Raw genomic sequence first — 19,791 nt, 5'->3', positions numbered from 1 at the left:
ACATACAGCACTGGGCAGGTGGAGTTTTCCGTTTTCAGACTCCGGAAAAGGAGTAGAGATGGAAAAATCAATATCAAATTCAATTGGAGGTCGATTACGTATGTTAAGGGAAAATGCTGGACTCACGCAAAAACAATTAGCAGAAGAGTTCAACATATATTACAATCCAGTTATATCAATGTATGAATCAGAGAAAAGAGCACTACCTATAGATGTTCTGGTAAAGTATTCTGAGAAATTTAATGTCTCGACTGATTGGATATTAAAAGGAGATATCAGTAAGGAATACGAAGATGAATTTGATCTCATTATGAAGAAAATACGACATTCAAAATATAAAGAAATTGCCATGATACAGCTTACAGCATTGTTAAGCATCTTATAATGACAGTTCATTTGATATTGTTATTTAAAAGTGATAGACTTCAATACGGTCATGTTAAAAAAAGCAGAGGAGTAGTTCCTTTGCAGAAACAGGAGTGGCAGCAATCACGCTGTGTGTGTAATAAGTAAAGATCTGTGAATAGGTCTGAAAATGAAATTTGGACGGCTATCGTCTCATATCCAATAGTTGCATTGGATATGTGTAAAAGGAGGTAATAGGCCTGATATAAGACTGAGGTAACGGTTTTGGTAACTGTTAACTGTTTATTTCAATTCATAGGAGGTCAGAATATGGGAAGAACGAATTCAGTATCTTTTGTAGTTTTGAACGTATCTATAAACCCATTATTATGTTACCTCCGGTCTGAACTGGTGTGGTAGTATAGGTTAATGCCGATTTCTCATCATAAAGATGAGTTACCGCACTGGGTATCTGGCGCAGAATGCCGATTGAATGAATTCGATATCGATGTAGAAGGACTTTCAGTCGGCAGGATAATTTTAAACATTTTGCTCATTGATCATTTTGGAAAGGTACTGTCATGCCGTGAGTTCTGTGATTTGACGCTCATGGATGAAGAACAATACAAAAGATTGGTGGGCAAAAAGAGAAAAGGAGGGTTCAGTGAAGCTAATGTGCTCTTGAGAGTATCATTTGGTTTAGGGTTTTCATATGAAGAAGCACTTATCCTGTTTTGGTATAATGGGATACCTGCCCAATCACGTGCCTATGACCCACTGAACAAAATACTCTTTAGGCTTGATGACATAGTAAATTGGAGTGCTGAAAAACGACTCGATGAGTTGGAAAGGTGCTGCGAAGAATATGGATATAAGCTTAGGGAAAGAAAAATGACCAAGGGCATCCGGCGGTGAGCTGGGTGCTTTTTTCGTGTATTTGATTTAAAAGACAAGGACCACTATGGCCCTTATTTTAAAGTTTAATTTTTGGTATTCTTCCTTTGCCATGGCAGAAGGAGTTTAACGTTATGAAGGAGGATAATTCATTAGGTGATAGACTGAGAAAACTGAGAGAGGATAAGAAACTCAGACAAGTGGACTTGGCAAAGTTATTTCACATCTCTAATCCAAATGTTATCTCTATGTATGAAAAAGAAAATCGGATTCCGACAACGGAAATAATCCTGAAGTACTCAGAATTATTTATGGTTTCAACAGATTGGATTCTTAAAGGGAATAACTGTAAAAGCGTAGGAGTTTTGAAAGGATATAGATGTGATGAAATGTTGCAGAAGTTCTCTTCTATAGAAAAAATGTGCTTTAGAGATGCAGCTGTAGAACAATTAAGTGTGTTGATAAGACTTCAAGAGTTAACAAATTAGATAAGAGACTTAACAATACAGTTGTGGCTGATATGCACAATGCAACATTAAAATAAGAAATGTCTTAAGACAAAAATGAATATTCAATAAGCATCATTTCAAAGGAGGGGAGATGGCAAAAGAGAACGTTGTTATGACTTACAGCAAGAAATCTGCAGCGAAGCGGGTGGATTTTATTATGGACAACTATTCAGTCTTTGAGCAGATGATTGAAGGCGAAGAAGAATGTCTGTATGTGAAGATCCGTAGAGAGCAGCAAGAGCTCAGAAGAAAGCGTGATGATCTTGGAGTGAGAGTACAGACTTCAAACATCAGTGATATTACCGGAGACACTGCTACAGCAAATGCAGATGTGAGTATGGGAATCAAAAATGGTGATTGGAAGCTGGCAGCGAAAGGAACTAAGCACTGCGCCACGTACCGACATGCCATTGAGACGCTCCAACTCATGAAAGATGATTACAGCATTGTCAGATCGCAGCTCAAGGGAATCAAGGATGAGGACAATCTTTTTCACAGATATCTTAATGGTGAGATGAAAAATGATGAGCTGGCTGATACTGCAAACATTACAACAAATGCTTTAAGGGCCAGAATTTGTAGGTTCAGGTCAGAGCTAAGAAACAGAGCACTTAATTTCATAGAAGATGAAGCGATGTGCGCATAAGGAGGATATGAAATATGGCAACACCAAAGAGACAAAAATATGAAGGGTTACCGGAATATATCAGAAGGGAAGATGCTTCCTATTTTTTCCAGATAGGTGACGACACGATAGACAAGTTGGCGGAGGAATGTGGAGCCAAAAGAAAAGTGAGATCGATGGTTCTCATAAACAGAAAGATTTTCAGTGAGTACATTGAAAGCTTTCAGTATGTGAAATAAGAATATGAAAAATGAATAAGACACGGCATGATTAGAATATTATTGATGGGGACAGAATAATCCTTCATAATAAAAGAGGATGATTCCTTGCAGTTCTAAGCATGTCGTGTTCTACGTAAAGGAGATAACATGGCAAGTAGTAGAAAAGACAGCAGGGGACGAATGTTGAAAACAGGTGAGTTCGTCAGAAAGAGTGATGGGCGATATGTGTACAGTTACACTGATCCATTGGGTAGAAGAAAGTTTATTTATGATCAAGATCTGCCCGGGCTTAGGAAGAAGGAAGCACTCCTTTTGAGAGATCAGCTTGATGGACTGGATACTATAGCAAGAGCTCAGGCAACACTTAATTCAACATTCGATCGTTACATTTCATTGAAGTGTAACTTACGCGGTACAACCAAAAGCGGTTATATATACACCTATGATCATTTTGTGCGAGATACCTTTGGTATGAAAAGGATTGCAGAGATTAAGTATTCAGATGTACTTCAGTTTTACCTTCATCTTGTAACTGAAAGGAAGCTGGCTATCGGTACACTTGATTCAGTTCACAGTGTTTTGCATCCTACATTTCAGCTTGCAGTACGAGATGACATTCTGAGAAATAATCCTTCTGATGGTGTTGTTGCTGAAGTGACCAAGCTTACTGATAAGCACAGAGGATCCAGGCACGCTCTTACAGAAGAACAGCAGAAGTCATTCATGGGATATATAGCTAACCATCCGATATTTTGTCATTGGTGGCCGTTGTTTACAGTGCTTCTTGGGACAGGCGGAAGAATTGGAGAAATACTTGGACTTCGTTGGGAAGATGTAGATTTTGAGGGAAAGACAATCTCAATAAATCATTCGCTGGTTTACTATAAAGACGAAGAGACTGGAAAGTTTTCTTTCAGAATTCACCTTCCAAAGACTGAGAGTGGAATAAGAATTATTCCGATGCTTGATGTGGTAAGTGAAGCTCTGGCGATGGCAAAGGATGAGCAGAAATATGAAGGAGTCGAGCAGCCGGTTGTTGATGGGATGACAGGATTTGTTTTCCTTAACAAGTTTGGTGATGTGCTCGGACAGGGTTCAGTGAACCGCGCGATAAAGAGAATCCTCGATTACTATAATTATGAGGAAGATCTTCAGGCTTCCAAGGAAGGCAGAGATCCTGTATTGCTTCCGCATTTTTCATGTCACGTTCTGAGACACACATTTGCAACGCGTCTCTGTCGTGCATGCACCAACCTCAAGGTCATCCAATATATCATGGGTCACAAGTCTATAGAGACTACGATGGATGTCTACGCTGAGGCAACCGGTGATAAGAATAAGGAAGTATTTGAAATGCTTTCGGAGGCTCTTGCGGATTTGTTTTAATGAGTATAATATAGAAGAAACAATTCTCGCAGAAAAGTTATTGGAAAGAATGACTCATTTTTTATGAGAATTCTAAGACAGTATCATTTGACAGCAAGAAAATCGAAATGACAGTATTCTGACATCAAAAGCTATCCAAAAGGAGTACTATCGTAGGACTTTGACGGGAACAGGCATCAGATTAGAGGGTATGTATGAGACCGAAATCGGATGAGGTAGGGGAAATGCGTAAAGCGATCCCGACCTTGAAGAGTTTAGATAAATAAATATAAAAAACAATATATTTTGAAACCACAATATATGTGGTTTCGAAGTATATTGTCTTTTTTTATATCGTATTTTCGTTATGGTATAATTACTATATCAATAGTCGGGAGGTGGACGTATGTTAAGCATTTTTTTTGGAAACGCGGACAATACTATATATCATCCACCGACATATTTTGACAATACCTATGAAGATAACTGGATTACAGCTCCATTGTCAGTTGAGATGATAAAGGATGTGGATAAGTCTGAGGTGGTTGGTCCTCACCTTATCCAGAGTCCAGTCCTTGGACCTATTTCAACCAAGGAACTGTCGGGTGGTGTAAAAACTCTGATACTCATGGCATTTGACGAAACCGGCAAAGTATTTAATGCTTCTGCCTGTGGAAATAACTGCGCAAAATGGATTTTGAAAATTGCAGAGAGCAAGGATCTAACTATCAATCTTCGACATGTGATGGACTTTGGAGATGGGGATTTTAAAGCCAGAATCCTAAATAATGGCATCGTTGTGAACAGCATGAAAGAATATGTGGAGATTGCAGGGGAGTATGTCTGATCAATGAGGGGAAAGCACAGAGTTATTGTAAAAAACAATAAACTTCATTATGAGTTCGAGATAAAGAGAAATATCACTATAATACAAGGCGATAGTGCCACAGGAAAAACAACTCTTATCGAGATGATAAACCAGTACCAGAATCTCGGCATGTCCAGTGGAATTGAACTTATTTGCGATGTGACTTGTCGCACACTTGCCGGGACTGATTGGAAAGTGATCTTGTCTTCTGTGCATGAGAACATAATCTTTATTGATGAGGAAAATGCTTTTATCCATACAAAAGAATTCGCAGGGCAGGTAAAAGAATCCGATAATTATTTTGTACTTATTACCCGAGAGAATTTATATGATCTCCCATATAGCGTTGAGGAAATCTACGGAATAAGGTCTTCGGGCAAGTATCAGAATACAAACCGGATATATCAGCAAATGTATCAGGTATATGCTAAGGATCTTGAAGGAAGTTTGTCTGTAAAGCCGAAGATACTGATTACTGAGGACTCCAATTCGGGATATGAGTTTTTTAAATCGGTTGGAGAAGAATGTGGGATACAGTGCCAATCAGCAGGCGGTAAATCAAATATTTTTTCCAAAATTAGTTTGGAAAATAAGGGCGATGAAATCTGCGTGATCGCAGATGGAGCAGCCATAGGACCTGAAATGAACAGGCTATATGAGCTTTTGCTGAAACATGATAATGTTAAGCTCTATTTGCCGGAGTCGTTTGAATGGCTGATCCTGAAATCAGGAATTATTGAAGGAAATGATGTAACGGATGTTCTTGACCATCCTGAAGACAACATATCATCGGAGGAGTACTTCAGCTGGGAACGATTCTTTGAGTATTATCTCAGGACTAAGACTGAGGGTACATATTTGCAGTATAGAAAATCAAAGCTGAATGAAGTGTATCTTCATGAGAAAAACAAAAAGGCTATAATGGGAATTGTGGCCGATGGGAACATTATATTTGAATAGTTTGGATGATAAAAGAATGGCTGATTACCTTAAGTTTTAGGGTAATCGGTTTTTTCTATTTTTGTATAACTTGCGATTATTACAAGTATCAGAATATGCTAAAGTCTACTTTTAGTCTACTTTCAAAGTCTAGGATTGGAGTAATACGATGACTAAACTTAATGGAAAAACTGCGATAGTTACCGGAGCTAATTCCGGAATGGGCCTTGCAACAGTTAAGGCACTGGCTGAAGTTGGTGCACATGTGATAATGCTGTGCAGGAGCAGCGAGAGAGGAAAAGCAGCACTGGATAAGCTGAAGGATCAGGGAGATTACAGCCTTAATCTCATCCTATGTGACCTGGGGGATTATTCTTCTATAAGAGCCTTTGCTGCAGAGGTAAAACGTAAATATGATCATCTGGATATCCTTGTGAACAATGCAGGATTCATAGCTCTAGACAGACAGGAAACAAAAGAAGGAATGGAAATGCAGTTTGGAATCAACCACCTTGGGCATTTTCTTCTGACTATGGAACTGCTTGATATCATGGGTGAAGGCTCGAGGATTGTAAACGTGGCTTCCGGTGCACATAAAGTTGGCAAGATCCATTTCGAGGATATAAACCTGCGTAAGGGATTCAATGTTGTAAAAGCATATTCCCAGAGTAAGCTTGCAAATGTTCTGTTTACAAAAGAGCTTGCAAGACGCCTTAAAGATCGCGGAATAACTGTGAACTGTTGCCACCCGGGAGCTGTTGCCACAAATATGGGTGTGGACAGAACTACCGGATTTGGAAAGACTATCACTGGAATGCTGAAGCCATTTTTCTTAACTCCAGAGGATGGAGCAAGGACAGCAATCTTTCTTGCTACAGATGAATCAGTAAAAGACATAACCGGGGAGTATTTCTACAGATGCAAGATAGCAAAGACTTCCAAGAGTGCAGAGGATGAGAATTTGGCAAAAGAACTTTTTGAATACAGTGAGGAACTCACAAAAGGCGGATCTGAGGCTCGGAAAGCAATAATGACCACTGAGGAGCGCCAGCAACTTTTGCAGTCGCAGCAGTCAGAACTTGATGGAGTAGAAACATACCTTAAATTGGCAGATGTTACAAGTAATGAGACTGATGCCAGGATATTCAAGGAACTGGCAGCTGATGAGGGAAGACATGTCAATGTCTTCAAGGAGTATACAAAAAAAGTGCTGACTCCGGGGAAGCTTATGGCAAATGCTGTGGCCATTCTCTATCGCATTCTTGGAAAGAGAATCCTCTATCCTTTTATTACAAGGCTTGAGTACAATGCAATTCCAAAGTATGAAAAGATGATGGAGAAATATCCTGAAGTCGAAGTCGTAAAGAATGATGAGAAGAGGCATGGTGATACAGTCCGTTCGCTTCTCAAAAATGGTGAGTACAATGATAAGCCGTTACTACCATTCATAGCCGGTGGAGCTGCAGTATTTGTGCTGCTTACGAAAATATCCGGTAAAAGAGGTAAATGAAGATAGTAGGAACCAGCCGTAATCCGCAAAATATGCAAAGTTATACTTGCTAAGCAATTGGAAAAAGAGCTATTGAAGTGGCTTTACACCACATCAATAGCTCTAACTTTTTACCACTTCCCATAATTACGGTCTATCAGTTCTTGGACCGATTCTTTCAGATCATTGCTGAAGTCGGCGAGATCTTCCTGTGTGATAATTTCAAAATTTATCATGGTCACAATATCAAAAATGGCTTCACCTTTATCAAGCTGCATCTGCACGCCGGGATTCTTTTTGTCCTTCTTGATTCGTTTATCGAGATCCCAGAACTTGGTAGATGCAGGCTTCTTGCTCTGAAGCATCTTAACATATTCTTTTAAAAGTCTTTCCATGTAGGCTTCCTGCCATTCAGGAACCTTCTCCATGAACAATTTCCAATCAGCTTTTGTGATGCTCTTCATAATGTTAGAACTCCTGTGGTTAACGTTTTTGTAAATGATCATAGCACATATCTATGTCTATTTGCATTTGAATCTCTGGTTGGATCTCTGAAAACGATCTGAAAAACTCCTGTAACCCGTATGGATGTTGACTCGGCGAACTGTCCTTTTTATAGGATATGTCGAGTGAGACAATTCTATCATCAGGAGAGATGAAACAAAGTGATTTGTGGGTGGAACTTCAAATTGATTCATAGAAAGGCGGTACCAAATATGTTTTTTGGAAAAAGAGAAAAGGATAAAGATGTAAGAATTACAGAATCTCAGTATAAGAGTCTTGTAGGCGGAATGTCTAAGAAAGAGCGCAAGGATTTTGAGCGGAAACAGAAAGAGTTTAGGCGAGACAGAGAAGATGATCGCCTGGAAGCATGGCTCGATTTTGAAGATGATATGGGCTGGTAAGGAGGAACTGTGTATGAAGAGACTGTTGTATTGGGTTAGAAAATGCTTATTGGGGAAGAATAAGTTTTGTAAGCACTTTTGCGTTATGTGCGAATATTATGAGATTTGTCACAGAGATGGGGAACTGGAATAGCTTGCACTTTGAACTGTCCGTTTAATGACAGCACTAATGTATAGCCATATACTTTTAACGTGGAATAATGGACTTAACTAAGGAGGAAGAATAGCTATGGCAACATATGTCGTATCAGACTTACATGGGCAGTATAGAATATTTTTAAAGCTGCTTGAGATGGTGGATTTTTCTGAAAATGATCAGCTTTATATGCTTGGCGATGCAATCGATAGAGGCCCTGAAGGTTTAAATATTCTTCAGCACGTGAAGAATGCTACTAATATGGATATGCTGATAGGGAATCATGAGTTTATGATGCTTAACGCCGTTGCTTTAGATGGGACCACGACCAATGATTATGAAAAGCTTCCTGGAAGGGATGGAGAGCTATGGATTTTCGGAAACGGTGGGAACAAGACTTACTTTAGATATAGACGTTATAAGATTGAGGAACGCGTAGAATTACTTGAATGGCTTAAAACTCGATCATTAACAAAGCTTGTTGAAGTAAATGGAAAGAAGTTTTTTCTGACGCATTCATTCTTTGATTTGGATAAAATTGATGTTCCATATAATGAGATTGATTATCAAACGGCTTGGAGTACAGTATGGCTCACACCATTTAGGCGTGACTTATACGTGGATAAACAGGAATACACTTCATTGAAGGATTGGACCTTTATTGTTGGACATGTTCCGGTTTGGTATGCAAATAAAGAATTTAAAGAACTTTCTTCATTCATTACAGAAAACATTATAGATATTGATGGAGGATGTGCTCGTCATGATGGCAAAAATAAGAAGATTAGAGGCGGAATAATCTATAGATTAGATGATAATCAGGTCTATACATGTTCGTTTGATGATCTGCAAAAGGCTGAGAAACAGAGGATATTATAATGTATGTACCAATAGAAAAAGAAGTGTTCCATGTTCATACAAAAAGATGTGGGCATGCAGGGAATTATGAGGATAGGGAATATGTTGAGACAGCGATAGCTTTAGGGGTTACCAGAATTGTTTTTACTGATCATGCTCCTTTTCCGGGAAATCCTCTTGGCAATAGAATGCCATATGAGCAGTTGCCGGAATATATTGGAGCAATAAATCAGCTAAGAGAAGAGTATAAGGGCCGAATCGATATTCAGTGTGGATTAGAGGTTGAATACTTCCCGAGCTATATTGAATACTATAAAGAGCTTAGAGACATGAAAGGCTTGGATGTGATGCTCCTTGGTCAGCATCTTTTTGAACATACTGACGGAAGCCTGAGTATTTATGATCAGGACAGATCAAATGAGTTTATGGGACAGCTTGATGCAATGGTACAGGGTGTTGAAAGCGGACTATTTGATGTGGTTGCACATCCAGATCGTTCATATAGAAAGAGACCTGAGTTTGGAGCAATTGAAAGAGAGTATGCAGATAAGCTGATTACCGCTGTAAAGAAAAGTAACTATCCCATAAGACTTGAATACAATTATGCTTCACGTATTGAACCGGGCTATTTCAAGGAAGAATTTTGGGAAGAGGTACCAAAGGACTTAGTCATATTCGGTTATGATGCACATTCGCCAGAGGAGATTGTAAACGGGTGGAACTATTACAAGGACTTAACCAGTCATAATCATTTCGTTGGAAGAAGCTGAAAAATGATAAAATAGAATTGTAAATAAATGGTAAAGAAAAAAGTTTTGGGTTTTGAGGAGAGTGCGAAAGATATGGATGAATTTGGTGAGATTATTATATATCAGACGGATGATGGACTTTCCAAAATTGAGGTCAACTTAAAAAATGAAACAGTATGGCTTTCAATCGATCAGATGGCGGAGCTGTTTCAAAGAGACCGAAGTGTTATAGGTAAGCATGTTCGTAATATCTTTAAAGAAGGAGAGTTGGTGAAAGATTCAGTGTGGGCAAAATTTGCCTACACTGCCGCTGATGGAAAAGTCTATGATGTAGACTTTTATAATTTAGATGTAATTATTTCTGTCGGATATCGTGTGAAATCTATCCGCGGAACTCAGTTCCGTATATGGGCAAATTCTGTTTTAAAGGAATATATCATCAAAGGCTTTGCAATGGATGATGATAGGCTAAAGGGGAATGGCGGCGGAAACTACTGGAAAGAACTTCTGGATCGAATTAGGGACATCCGCTCATCTGAGAAGGTGCTATATCGTCAGGTTCTAGACTTATATGCTACGAGTGTTGACTATAATCCCAAAAGTGAGGAATCTATAAAATTCTTCAAGATTGTTCAAAATAAGCTGCATTATGCTGCTCATGGACATACCGCAGCCGAAGTCATATATGAAAGAGCAGATGCAGAAAAACCATTTATGGGGCTTACCTCTTTTTCAGGTGAACTTCCAGCGCTTAAAGATATTGGTGTTGCGAAAAATTATTTGAAAGAAGATGAACTGAAGATTCTTAACAATCTTGTATCAGGTTATTTTGATCTTGCAGAGATTAATGCTATTGAGCACAAGCCCATGTATATGAGCGATTATGTGGAACAACTAGATTCTGTCTTGTCTTCAGGAAACAGAAAGCTACTTGTGGGGGCTGGAAGTGTAAGCCATGATCTGGCTTTGCAGAAAGCAAAGGCAGAATATCGCAAGTATCAAGAGATAACGTTGTCTCCAGTAGAGGAAGAGTATTTAAAGAGCATTAGAGGTGTGGAAAAGGAAGTCAAGAAGAGAAGTAGAACAAAGAAATAATATTATCGGATTGGTCAGACAATGTCTGGCCAATTTTTATTATATTTTTATTGGTATTATTGTGTGCGAGGTAAGATAATTATAGTGGAAATATAGATGCAAACCTAAACGGTGTTGGGAATGATTCTCGGAGGTTGTTTTAATGGGATATTTTGAGATTCCTGTTTATTATACGGATGACTTGATACACCAAAACGAAATAGTAGATTGGTTTTCTGTTGTACATACATGGACATCGGTTGAATTCGATTTTTATGGGGACAATCTTAAACCTATATAATCCGCTAGGTAAGAAAATTACTATGGCTGTGTTGTAGGCACATAATAGTAAAAGGATTTTATCATATGAAACGCCTCTATTACTCGAGTTAAGCGGCCGAGTTGCGAAAAGCCTTGCAGCAATGCAAGTTTTTTTGCTCTCTTCTATAGATCAAATAGTACATGAGAAAAAATATAGGAGAAAACAGTGATGGTACCGGCAAAGGTGTATTTCGATTATTTGAGAAATGCGTTTAAATCCCACAGAGTTCGTGGCTATTGCGTTGGCCAGAAAAGAAATGGGAAAACTTGTATTTTTGAGAAAGATGGTAAATTGTTAGTTGCTGAGGTGAAAGGAAAAGTCCTGTATAACCCTAAAGAGTATGATTATGAATATATTTGGATGGCATGTGAGGACATTATTGCGAGATTGGCTAGAGACGAGGAACACAGGCAAAAGATTTGGATGAGCTGGGCATCTCCTACGAATTGGGAAGAGAAAATGGATGAAGAAATAAAAATTAGACGAGTTGTATCTAAGGATGTTCTTGACGCTGTGAAGAATGTACTTAAGGAAATTGACATGTACAGTCTGATAGAGCATGGTGCCTCTGATGATGAATTTGACACAGAGGCAGAAATGATTGTTGAACAGATAAAGGCAGGCACTAGCATTGAGGAAATATCAGGAATAATCGCTGACGTCATTAATAAAATGTTTGACGTGAATATAGGTCGCCTTAAGTACTTGAAAGAGGCAAAGAAAATATATGAAGTGATGCATAAATTATGATGCCATTCGTCAGATGAATTGGCTACACATGTGTAGCCAATTATCATGTCCTTACAAAACCACTTTTTTTATTATCGAGTCCCCAAGTTGGGGACTGAATACATTACCTTCGTAGAGGGGGTCAAAATGATCTCCAAGGCAAATACTCGCTCTCCGCTATATACCGATTGACTAGCCTCTTCTCACTAAGATTCTCGTATTTGCGATAGAAATCCAGTATATTGCAAAGATCGGAATTATCCCACATTTTAAGTAATGTAGAATGTTCGCCTTCGGGAGGCTCAGTGCTTCTGATCTGATCATCTGTATATTCCTTTGTTAGGATCTTTAGCAAATGGAATTTAGCAAATAAATTCGATTCCGCGTATCCTAAAGCGAAACTTTGGCTATAAAAGCTATTGCTTCTCTGTTCGGTTTGTTCATCATATTCAAGCATATTTGGACCTTTCTTCCCAGGCGCGCTGCGCCATGTCAACTATGTCGCTTCTTCTAAGCAGATACGCTCCAAGATTGGTAAAAACAGCATTGTATTTTGCGCTTCTGTTACTTCCGTAGATTTGAAGTATGTATTCAGAAAGCTTCAAAAGAGTCGAAGAGAAGGCAGTTTCGTCAAAATCCTGCTCCCGTAGTATAAGCTTGTCTATCTTGTAACGTTTGCCATAGGACTTCTTCTTATAAACCCTGGAAGCAAATTGTAAAGGCGAATACACATTTTTTCCCTCCGAATCAATTTCCACAGGGGGTACATCTTTATCAGACAGAAACGGAATAATGGAAGTTATGCATGCAGATAAAATATTATACTTGTCCTGTTCCTGCTTTGTGGGTTTTCGAAAGCTACCTGAATTGGACTGCAGATAAGTTTCAACCATGTTTTCAGCGCCAAGCAGCCTGAAAATGGGGTTTATTATCTTCTTGCCATTTGGATTGCTTTTCCACCAACGCTGAGCTTCATTGATGTAAGTGTTGCGAATGGTATCCCCAGTCTTTTTCTCATAATAGCAGTAGTTCTTCATGTCTTCAGCAAAGGTCTTGATCAATTCGTTATCCCTCGATACATTTCTAACAAGCTGACAAACATAGTAGTAATTTGTATTGTCACTGTATTCCATTGAAGCAACGTCTCCCCAGCTGTTTTGCAGCATCCTGAGCACTGTTGCTGACTGCTCTGGAGTCCATTCCTCCATACATTCATAAACCTCACGGTATGTATCCAATTCGTCCAAGGTGGGTCTGCTTCTTAAATCGCTGTAACACTTAGTCTTGAAGTTTACAATAAGTGGAAAAGGCAGACGTCCTCTGGCCAAATTGTTTATGTATAGAATGCCTTTAAGTTTTGGTGCAAACTGATAGCAGGGAATAGCCATGGAACTACGTGAGTAAATGGTGTAGTTGTCTCCTTTGCCAATCAATTCACCAAATAGCGGATTTTCAGGGTAAAAGAAGTCAAGTAATCCTTGCTCCAGTTCACTATAATATTTAGGTGGGATATGCTTCATTGTCAGAGAGGTGATCCCATCAGCCTCTACATGATTTAGCATATAGCCAAACATCTCAATCTCGCGGCCATCTATAGTTTCAGTATATGTTGCAGGGACTATTTCCCAATCCTCGGAATGCATGGAAATTCTTATGCCCATCTTGTACGCACTTAGACATGCCATTTTAAAGCCCTCGCCATACTTCCCGATGGTATTGCCGTCATTGGACTTGGTGCTGCTTCCGATATAGGACAGTAGTTCATGGGAAAAGGGCTGACCTTTAACTCTCATGACTAGCGTGTAAAAATACTCATCTCTGTCATAGTCATAACCAAATTCTGTGCCGAATTTGTCGGGATCCAGAGCATCATAGAAATTTTGGATAAAATCCCTCAAAACCTTCTTAAAATCCCATTTTATGGGGTAGTCAGCTACTAGCTCCAAAGGGATATCCACACAGCTTTTACCATTGTTTTGCATATTCACTTAGTTCCCTTCTGTTTTCCAATATTATTCTGTTCATCTCAAAAAGCATGGAGTGAAACACCGTACTGGAGTCCCCTCCGAATTGATGAAGCAACTCATGGATATATATAGGAAGAGCACTGTAAAAAGACATGCTGTCCAAAGTTTCTTTTGCCAGATAAATCTCGCTGATATCGCTGGCTATCTTTACTCCCAGTGAATTCCTAATGTTCTTGTCTGTTTTATGAGTATATGCCTCACCTAGCGCAGCTGTACTTTTATTCACAAGAACGTTGCAGGTTGGCAACTTATCGTAGCAGTAGATATGGGAAAAGAACTTCTGAGCAACCTCTTCTAAAAGCTTAATCCTTACCAACTGTTGGCTATCGGGAGGTGCTTTGAGTTCCAAACCGCAATTTTCCTCGCACAGAGTATACAGGTCCTTGATTCCAAGGTCAGCAAAATAATAAGAGACACGCCGCATGCTGCGGAAATGTGATAGCTGATACCAGGAAAAAGCTGTTTTACGCTGATTTTTATTGCTGGGATGCCTAGGGGCAATTTCTGCAATAAGTGTATCCTTATACTTTTCATAAAACCTGTTTTGAACCTTCTTAAGTATGTAGTTTTATTAGATACTCTTAAGGATGGAGAGATGAATGAATCAGAATCTCTTGGGTTTTATGATACAAGAGAAGAAGCGGATCAGATGGCTGTAAATAAGTTGGCGGATATGTCAGAGGATTATCTTAAAAATCATGAGGTGTCAGTAGGGGAAGTCAGAGATGACTCTTTGGATGATCCTGAGGATTGGAACTCATTTAGAGAAGTTGAAGTAGTTAGTGTTTTTCCGAATGAGCTATAACGAAAAATATGCGGAGGCGCGGATTACGCCTCCTTTTTTCAAGTGTTAGTTAAATGACAGCTAAAGCGATTATTATTACAATATAGAGAGATAATTTAAGGAAAATATAAGTCTTTAGTGAGATAAATGTATGAGCAAAGTGTTGGTAATTCCAGATGTGCACTTAAAACCCTGGATATTTGATAAAGCTGAAGAGGTTGATAAACAACGATATGATGATATCGTTATCTTGGGCGATCTGGTTGATGACTGGGGAAAAAGTAATGAGCTTGATTTATACAAGGAGACTTTGGACAGAGCTGCCAAGTTCGCAAAAGATTATGACCGGTCATTATGGTGTTATGGGAATCATGATGTTTCATATCTTTGGGACGCTATGGAATCAGGCTATTCAATTCAGGCAAGAATAACAGTTATAGAAGGGGTAACGAAGCTTGAGCGTATTCTTGAGGAAAGATACAAGTTTGTTCATAGAATTGATGATACTCTCTTTAGCCACGCTGGATTGACGGAGACTTTTACTCTTCATTCTTGTGGATATCATGTAAAGGATATCGATGAAATACTTGCAAGAGTCAATCGCATGGGAAAGCAGGAACTATGGAAAAATAGTTCGCCTATATGGGCAAGGCCACAGCAGGACTTTTATCGGATGTTCAGGGACGACGTTTTTTATCAGGTTGTGGGACATACTCTTGTTGAAGAGCCGCTTGATTCGTGCGGGGTGCTTTCGTTAGATCTTTTTTCGACTCATTCTAATGGGGATCCATATGGTAACCAGAAATTGTATATTGTGGACTCTGTGTCGAGAAAATATGAAGAAGCGGGCTAGAATCAATTTTCATAATAATAAGCTGAAGATGTTGCTGAAAAGTCATATCTATCTTGGGGCATATTGATTGGTAAGAAAGTAAAGCCGTGGAACTTGTATTATTAGCAAATTCCACGGCATTGTTTTTGGAGTTGCCCGGAACTGGGGTAAGTTCCGGGCGTATAGTAAATGAAGAAAAGTGTGTTGCTTTCAATTTCCAGAAGATTTTCATCTCCCGATGGATGTATATTAACATCCGAAACTTAAGCGAACATAAAAGGGCTATTTCTTCCGCCTGTCATTCAAGAGAAGCCCAGCAAGAATGGTGAATGGTACTGCTATTACTGAAAGTAGAGCACCAGCACCGATCAGCATGTCCTTATTATCTTTCTTTTCCGTATTATTATCGTGATTATTATTCTCATTTGTCATTTTCACTAGCTCGCATAAGAAATCTTTTTCTATATTTTACCACTTATGGAGAATATGGTTATCGATATTGCAACCATGAATATGTATTATGACATGAACCGGCAATATACTAATATCATCAACAGACAGTTGTTTGCGGAATGGTTCAAAATGACTTGAACATATAAGCAGACGTCTGGGAGGTTTGATCTGGATGGAAAAAAACTATTATATATGGTGGCATCGTAATAGTGCAGGAAAACTAAGAAAGACGTGGAGGAAAGTGGTATGTTGATTCTTTTGATTTTGAGTTTGCTTTGGGGAATGCTTGCAGGATTTATTGCAAGTAAGATAATGGGCGAAAAGTCAGGAACACTTAAGAATATGATTCTTGGTGTACTTGGTAGCGTAATTGGGCATTATCTGTTTAGACTTATTGGGTTTACAGCTACAGGATGGATTGGAAGCTTGATTGTGCCGGTAATTGGTGCATGCATCTGCATCTGGATTGGCAGAAAGCTGTTTTAGATCTGCCGAATAAATAGTATGAGAGGCTATGCTGATAGAGGCTGGCAAATCATTTGGGGGTTGGCTCTCTTCTTCGTAAATATGCGGAGGGGAGAGCTTTTTTTGATGTGAATTTTTGCTGTTTATCTATAATACGGACAACATGTGGGATATAATCTTTATATGATACATGAGGGAAAGGATAAGGCGAACGAGAATGGTTAAGAAGATAGTCAGAGATCAGTTCTTTTTACGACAGAAGTCCGAGCCTGCAACAGGAGTATTTATCTGATGAAAAAAGTAAAAATATCTGTAATGAAGATAACGACCTATGAAGATCTCATGGAGAAATATGAAAATCCTATAGAACACGCATGTCATATGAAGGTTGGACAGACATTTATTGCTAATGGCTGGGCTAAGCCGGAAGGATTCTGCGATAGTGCCTGGGACACCATGTCTTCTTTTGTTATGACACTTGCCCATGGGGGACAGAATTTCTATGACGGATGGATGAAAAATCCTAAGTCGGCAATGATATCATGCAATGATGGCTTCAGGCCGGTGAGCTTTTTACTTGAAACTATGGAAGAGGATGCGGAGTAATGAGCAAACATAAAAAGGGGAACGAAGAACATCAAACAGCCATGAAGGAGGTTTAGCAAACGGGTAGATTGAAGGAATTGCGCACATATATAGACAAGAAATTAAACAAAATCGAAGATGAGGATAAGCGTATAAGCGCTACAGCTCACTTGTATGGTGTGTCTCTGGCTGCGCAGATGCTGGCAAAGAAGAGATATCTTGATCAGGAACTTGCAGCTATGGCTGGGATGCTTCATGACATGCATGCTTACAAGACAGGATCATATGATGATCATGCTCATCTCGGAGCTGATCTCGCAAAAGAGATACTTGGAGAACTTGGTCTTACGACTCCAGAGGAGACAGATATCATCTGTTCAGCAATCTATCATCACGATGATAAGGCTACTATAGATGGTCCGATGGATGAACTTCTGAAGGACGCAGATGTTATTGACCACTGTTTTAAGGATGCTTCCAAGCCTGTAAAGGAGAAAGAACAGAAAAGATATGATGCTCTGTGTACGGAGCTTGGATTGCGAGACAACTGATGGTTTTTTAATTTCTAATTTAAAGATGGAGAGGAGATTGGCATAGATGCAGGGTAATTATCCGGTTATTACTTTATGCGGAAGTACAAGATTTAAGGATCAGTTCATGGAAGTACAGAAAAAACTGACTTTAGAAGGGAATATAGTCATCAGCGTTGGATTGTTTGGGCATTCCGGTGATTCAGAAGTCTGGGAAAACATGGATGAAGGAACGCTTACCAAGACCAAGGAAATGCTGGATGATATGCATAAACGTAAGATTGATATGGCAGATGAGATTTTTGTTATTAACGTTGATGGCTACATTGGTGAAAGTACAAGGTCTGAGATAGATTATGCCATTGCCAAGGGCAAGAAGGTAAGATATCTTGAGGATCCTGAGAAAGATATGCATAACGAAGAAGACGAGAAGAAAGCATACAAGGCAAAAGTTCCGATTAAGCTTATAGTGGATGCAGTAGAAATGGCCTGCGATGAATGGGATCAGTTTCTTGATTTGGAAAAGATGGAGATTGTCAGTATTCCGGATGGATCATACTTTGGAGATTTTGATGAAGATGATGAGGAGCTCTCTGAGCTTATAGAAGAAGGATTTAATGAGCGCTTCTTCAGACTTCCCACTAAATTTGATATTCATGAATATAGGATTATGGAGCATTTTGTATATGACCTGCCTGCAGGAGAAGACCAGGACAGATTAGAAAGAGCGATTAGGGGAAGCGGAGCCTTTAGGAGATTCAGGGATAACATAGAAAGAATGGGACTTTTGCAGAATTGGTATGACTATAAGGACGAGGCCTATAAGGAGATTGCCAGAGAATGGTGCGATGATAATTCTTTTGAAGCAGTTTAACCGGGAGTAGAGACATAATAAATGGCGCCTGATTAATGTGAAAGGAAGCGACGCATGGTTTTATTTACTAAGGATTTGACCTTAAAAGAAAGAATACTGGAATATGATAAAGAAACACTTAAAAGATATGCGAAGGGCTATAACATAGCAGGAATATCCAAGCTCAAGAAGGATGAGTTGGCAGAGCTGTTAGCCAATAAGCTGCTTGAGCCGGAAGTTATGGCTTCCAGAATGTCTATATTTGATGATGAAGCTATTAAAATATTCGAACGCGGCTTTAATGGCAAGGGTGATGTAAGTGGTGATGATGACGCGTATGACACGATATGCCTTTTTAATGAGATAGATTATGTGGCAGTTAGCAGAAGGGAGTTTATTGTGCCATGTGATGTTGTGGAGGCATGGAAAAAACTTCGCACTGATACCTATGATAAATACAGAAAAAGATCATCTTGGGTGTGGAAGTGCTTGTATTTTGTCGAGGAACTTTATGGTTTCTGTCCAGTGGAAAAGCTTCTTGATGTTGTTAATATAAAAAAAGGCATGCGTATGGATACTGAGGAGCTTATTGAAATATTTGACAAGTTTCCCTATGATCAGCTCTGGTCGTCTAGGATTGGAGAGCTTATAGTTTCGGATGTTTATGCAGATGATCTTGATGAACTTAAGAACTTACGAATTACTCAGGGGGACAAACCATACTATTTACCGACAAAGGATGAGGTTGAGGAACTTTATAGAACACTGGCACTTGCCTCAGAGAAGAGTTATCGTGATTTGGCCAGGTTCCTGAAAGACGAGTTGTTTATGGATCCAGAGTATGCTGAAGATATAGTGAATGAGCTGTGGGATAATATTTCCACAATTGACGATTATCACGAGAATCTTCAATGGCTGCTGGATCAGCTTGATTTCAATGAGGATGGTCAGGCTGAAAAAGCGATCAACTTATTCATGATGTGCATGAATAATACAAGAATGGTAGTGAACAGGGGATTTAAACCGCTTGAGCTTCATTCGATGTCGGGGATAGGACCAGGGAATATGCCAACCATTGTGCCCGGTAGCAGTAAGGCTGCCAAGATGCTTTCAGAAGTTGCACCTCAGATAAAGCAGATGGGATATGGCGTAGATATCGATGGAAACGCAGTGGATATGCCGGTTGTGAATATGCCTGTGGGAGTGGATGGCCCTGCAGTAAGGGCAACAATAA

At 39.3% G+C, this 19,791-nt stretch carries 25 protein-coding genes; 21 read left to right on the top strand and 4 right to left on the bottom strand.

The genetic code is table 11. The features are described from left to right. The first annotated feature begins 58 nt into the window (after positions 1-58). From BMW61_RS18605 to BMW61_RS18565, 9 genes are all read left to right on the top strand, one after another. On the top strand, positions 59-385 hold the full coding sequence (locus tag BMW61_RS18605) for a helix-turn-helix domain-containing protein (protein WP_091825095.1): 327 nt from the start codon (positions 59-61) through the stop codon (positions 383-385). A 449-nt stretch (positions 386-834) separates the two neighbouring features. Next, positions 835-1,260: a hypothetical protein gene (locus BMW61_RS18600; protein ID WP_139176449.1), complete on the top strand. Its 426-nt coding sequence runs from the start codon at positions 835-837 to the stop codon at positions 1,258-1,260. Between the two features lie 113 nt (positions 1,261-1,373). Further along, positions 1,374-1,727 carry a helix-turn-helix domain-containing protein gene (locus BMW61_RS18595; RefSeq protein WP_091825090.1) on the top strand — a complete coding sequence of 118 codons (354 nt, stop codon included), beginning with the start codon at positions 1,374-1,376 and terminating at the stop codon, positions 1,725-1,727. 112 nt (positions 1,728-1,839) lie between these two features. Then, entirely contained in the window at positions 1,840-2,394 is a 555-nt protein-coding gene (locus tag BMW61_RS18590) for a hypothetical protein (RefSeq protein WP_091825087.1), read from the top strand. 14 nt (positions 2,395-2,408) lie between these two features. After that, positions 2,409-2,612: a DUF6462 family protein gene (locus BMW61_RS18585; protein WP_022761998.1), complete on the top strand. Its 204-nt coding sequence runs from the start codon at positions 2,409-2,411 to the stop codon at positions 2,610-2,612. Between the two features lie 129 nt (positions 2,613-2,741). Further along, entirely contained in the window at positions 2,742-3,980 is a 1,239-nt protein-coding gene (locus tag BMW61_RS18580) for a site-specific integrase (RefSeq protein WP_022761999.1), read from the top strand. Between the two features lie 385 nt (positions 3,981-4,365). Further along, complete coding sequence (locus tag BMW61_RS18575; protein WP_091825084.1) at positions 4,366-4,806, top strand: DUF4869 domain-containing protein; 441 nt, start codon at positions 4,366-4,368, stop codon at positions 4,804-4,806. Between the two features lie 3 nt (positions 4,807-4,809). Next, positions 4,810-5,787, top strand: a complete 978-nt coding sequence (locus BMW61_RS18570) for a translation initiation factor 2 (RefSeq protein WP_091825082.1) — start codon at positions 4,810-4,812, stop codon at positions 5,785-5,787. Positions 5,788-5,935: 148 nt separating this feature from the next. After that, positions 5,936-7,276: an SDR family NAD(P)-dependent oxidoreductase gene (locus BMW61_RS18565; RefSeq protein WP_091825079.1), complete on the top strand. Its 1,341-nt coding sequence runs from the start codon at positions 5,936-5,938 to the stop codon at positions 7,274-7,276. Between the two features lie 110 nt (positions 7,277-7,386). Here the strand turns inward: BMW61_RS18565 and BMW61_RS18560 are convergent, their stop codons facing one another. After that, the gene (locus BMW61_RS18560; RefSeq protein WP_091825076.1) at positions 7,387-7,719 is read right to left on the bottom strand and encodes a multidrug transporter; all 333 of its coding nucleotides are present in this window, start codon (positions 7,717-7,719) and stop codon (positions 7,387-7,389) included. A gap of 252 nt (positions 7,720-7,971) precedes the next feature. On the opposite strand from BMW61_RS18560, the gene BMW61_RS18555 reads away from it, so the two are divergent. The 5 genes from BMW61_RS18555 to BMW61_RS18535 all read left to right on the top strand — a co-directional run bounded on the left by BMW61_RS18555 (position 7,972) and on the right by BMW61_RS18535 (position 12,049). After that, complete coding sequence (locus tag BMW61_RS18555; protein ID WP_091825073.1) at positions 7,972-8,160, top strand: hypothetical protein; 189 nt, start codon at positions 7,972-7,974, stop codon at positions 8,158-8,160. 229 nt (positions 8,161-8,389) lie between these two features. After that, on the top strand, positions 8,390-9,175 hold the full coding sequence (locus tag BMW61_RS18550; protein ID WP_091825071.1) for a metallophosphoesterase: 786 nt from the start codon (positions 8,390-8,392) through the stop codon (positions 9,173-9,175). After that, on the top strand, positions 9,175-9,924 hold the full coding sequence (locus BMW61_RS18545; RefSeq protein WP_091825068.1) for a PHP domain-containing protein: 750 nt from the start codon (positions 9,175-9,177) through the stop codon (positions 9,922-9,924). The genes BMW61_RS18550 and BMW61_RS18545 overlap by 1 nt, the downstream gene beginning before the upstream one ends. Before the next feature lie 72 nt (positions 9,925-9,996). Next, complete coding sequence (locus BMW61_RS18540; protein ID WP_026498974.1) at positions 9,997-10,998, top strand: virulence RhuM family protein; 1,002 nt, start codon at positions 9,997-9,999, stop codon at positions 10,996-10,998. A 469-nt stretch (positions 10,999-11,467) separates the two neighbouring features. Further along, on the top strand, positions 11,468-12,049 hold the full coding sequence (locus BMW61_RS18535) for a hypothetical protein (protein ID WP_091825066.1): 582 nt from the start codon (positions 11,468-11,470) through the stop codon (positions 12,047-12,049). A 428-nt stretch (positions 12,050-12,477) separates the two neighbouring features. Here BMW61_RS18535 and BMW61_RS18525 read toward each other — a convergent pair whose 3' ends face one another. Both BMW61_RS18525 and BMW61_RS18520 read right to left on the bottom strand, forming a co-directional pair. Beyond that, positions 12,478-14,016, bottom strand: a complete 1,539-nt coding sequence (locus BMW61_RS18525) for a hypothetical protein (protein ID WP_175475295.1) — start codon at positions 14,014-14,016, stop codon at positions 12,478-12,480. Continuing rightward, positions 13,994-14,404, bottom strand: coding sequence for a hypothetical protein (locus tag BMW61_RS18520; protein ID WP_091825047.1), 411 nt, complete (start codon positions 14,402-14,404; stop codon positions 13,994-13,996). The genes BMW61_RS18525 and BMW61_RS18520 overlap by 23 nt, the downstream gene beginning before the upstream one ends. Before the next feature lie 246 nt (positions 14,405-14,650). Here BMW61_RS18520 and BMW61_RS18515 point away from each other — a divergent pair, with 246 nt between their 5' ends. Beyond that, a complete protein-coding gene (locus BMW61_RS18515) occupies positions 14,651-14,860 on the top strand; it encodes a hypothetical protein (RefSeq protein ID WP_175475294.1) in 210 nt (69 codons plus the stop codon). Positions 14,861-14,990: 130 nt separating this feature from the next. Then, positions 14,991-15,692 (top strand): metallophosphoesterase, encoded by a 702-nt coding sequence (locus BMW61_RS18510; protein ID WP_091825042.1) that lies wholly within the window; start codon positions 14,991-14,993, stop codon positions 15,690-15,692. 261 nt (positions 15,693-15,953) lie between these two features. On the opposite strand, the gene BMW61_RS22145 is transcribed toward BMW61_RS18510, so the two are convergent. Beyond that, entirely contained in the window at positions 15,954-16,103 is a 150-nt protein-coding gene (locus tag BMW61_RS22145) for a hypothetical protein (RefSeq protein ID WP_175475293.1), read from the bottom strand. A gap of 267 nt (positions 16,104-16,370) precedes the next feature. On the opposite strand from BMW61_RS22145, the gene BMW61_RS18505 reads away from it, so the two are divergent. The 5 genes from BMW61_RS18505 to BMW61_RS18480 form a co-directional block, all read left to right on the top strand. Beyond that, on the top strand, positions 16,371-16,610 hold the full coding sequence (locus tag BMW61_RS18505; RefSeq protein WP_242876819.1) for a GlsB/YeaQ/YmgE family stress response membrane protein: 240 nt from the start codon (positions 16,371-16,373) through the stop codon (positions 16,608-16,610). 270 nt (positions 16,611-16,880) lie between these two features. Further along, positions 16,881-17,195, top strand: coding sequence for a TIGR04076 family protein (locus BMW61_RS18500; RefSeq protein WP_091825039.1), 315 nt, complete (start codon positions 16,881-16,883; stop codon positions 17,193-17,195). Between the two features lie 77 nt (positions 17,196-17,272). Beyond that, positions 17,273-17,725, top strand: coding sequence for an HD domain-containing protein (locus tag BMW61_RS18495; RefSeq protein WP_242876816.1), 453 nt, complete (start codon positions 17,273-17,275; stop codon positions 17,723-17,725). Between the two features lie 46 nt (positions 17,726-17,771). Beyond that, complete coding sequence (locus BMW61_RS22625; RefSeq protein WP_242876814.1) at positions 17,772-18,578, top strand: UPF0158 family protein; 807 nt, start codon at positions 17,772-17,774, stop codon at positions 18,576-18,578. Between the two features lie 54 nt (positions 18,579-18,632). After that, positions 18,633-19,791 (top strand): hypothetical protein (locus BMW61_RS18480; protein WP_139176447.1); only part of this gene is annotated, 1,159 nt, incomplete at its 3' end.

The organism is Butyrivibrio sp. ob235, assembly GCF_900109475.1.
Lineage (GTDB): Bacteria > Bacillota > Clostridia > Lachnospirales > Lachnospiraceae > Butyrivibrio.
This window is presented reverse-complemented; position numbering and strand designations above follow the sequence as displayed.

Excerpts from the sequence above, each read along its gene's own strand:
- BMW61_RS18605 (WP_091825095.1), top strand. The coding sequence starts at position 59 with ATGGAAAAATCAATATCAAATTCAATTGGAGGTCGATTACGTATGTTA.
- BMW61_RS18595 (WP_091825090.1), top strand. The coding sequence starts at position 1,374 with ATGAAGGAGGATAATTCATTAGGTGATAGACTGAGAAAACTGAGAGAG.
- BMW61_RS18590 (WP_091825087.1), top strand. The coding sequence starts at position 1,840 with ATGGCAAAAGAGAACGTTGTTATGACTTACAGCAAGAAATCTGCAGCG.
- BMW61_RS18585 (WP_022761998.1), top strand. The coding sequence starts at position 2,409 with ATGGCAACACCAAAGAGACAAAAATATGAAGGGTTACCGGAATATATC.
- BMW61_RS18580 (WP_022761999.1), top strand. The coding sequence starts at position 2,742 with ATGGCAAGTAGTAGAAAAGACAGCAGGGGACGAATGTTGAAAACAGGT.
- BMW61_RS18575 (WP_091825084.1), top strand. The coding sequence starts at position 4,366 with ATGTTAAGCATTTTTTTTGGAAACGCGGACAATACTATATATCATCCA.
- BMW61_RS18570 (WP_091825082.1), top strand. The coding sequence starts at position 4,810 with ATGAGGGGAAAGCACAGAGTTATTGTAAAAAACAATAAACTTCATTAT.
- BMW61_RS18565 (WP_091825079.1), top strand. The coding sequence starts at position 5,936 with ATGACTAAACTTAATGGAAAAACTGCGATAGTTACCGGAGCTAATTCC.
- BMW61_RS18560 (WP_091825076.1), bottom strand. The coding sequence starts at position 7,719 with ATGAAGAGCATCACAAAAGCTGATTGGAAATTGTTCATGGAGAAGGTT.
- BMW61_RS18555 (WP_091825073.1), top strand. The coding sequence starts at position 7,972 with ATGTTTTTTGGAAAAAGAGAAAAGGATAAAGATGTAAGAATTACAGAA.
- BMW61_RS18550 (WP_091825071.1), top strand. The coding sequence starts at position 8,390 with ATGGCAACATATGTCGTATCAGACTTACATGGGCAGTATAGAATATTT.
- BMW61_RS18545 (WP_091825068.1), top strand. The coding sequence starts at position 9,175 with ATGTATGTACCAATAGAAAAAGAAGTGTTCCATGTTCATACAAAAAGA.
- BMW61_RS18540 (WP_026498974.1), top strand. The coding sequence starts at position 9,997 with ATGGATGAATTTGGTGAGATTATTATATATCAGACGGATGATGGACTT.
- BMW61_RS18535 (WP_091825066.1), top strand. The coding sequence starts at position 11,468 with ATGGTACCGGCAAAGGTGTATTTCGATTATTTGAGAAATGCGTTTAAA.
- BMW61_RS18515 (WP_175475294.1), top strand. The coding sequence starts at position 14,651 with ATGAATGAATCAGAATCTCTTGGGTTTTATGATACAAGAGAAGAAGCG.
- BMW61_RS18510 (WP_091825042.1), top strand. The coding sequence starts at position 14,991 with ATGAGCAAAGTGTTGGTAATTCCAGATGTGCACTTAAAACCCTGGATA.
- BMW61_RS22145 (WP_175475293.1), bottom strand. The coding sequence starts at position 16,103 with ATGACAAATGAGAATAATAATCACGATAATAATACGGAAAAGAAAGAT.
- BMW61_RS18505 (WP_242876819.1), top strand. The coding sequence starts at position 16,371 with ATGTTGATTCTTTTGATTTTGAGTTTGCTTTGGGGAATGCTTGCAGGA.
- BMW61_RS18500 (WP_091825039.1), top strand. The coding sequence starts at position 16,881 with ATGAAAAAAGTAAAAATATCTGTAATGAAGATAACGACCTATGAAGAT.
- BMW61_RS22625 (WP_242876814.1), top strand. The coding sequence starts at position 17,772 with ATGCAGGGTAATTATCCGGTTATTACTTTATGCGGAAGTACAAGATTT.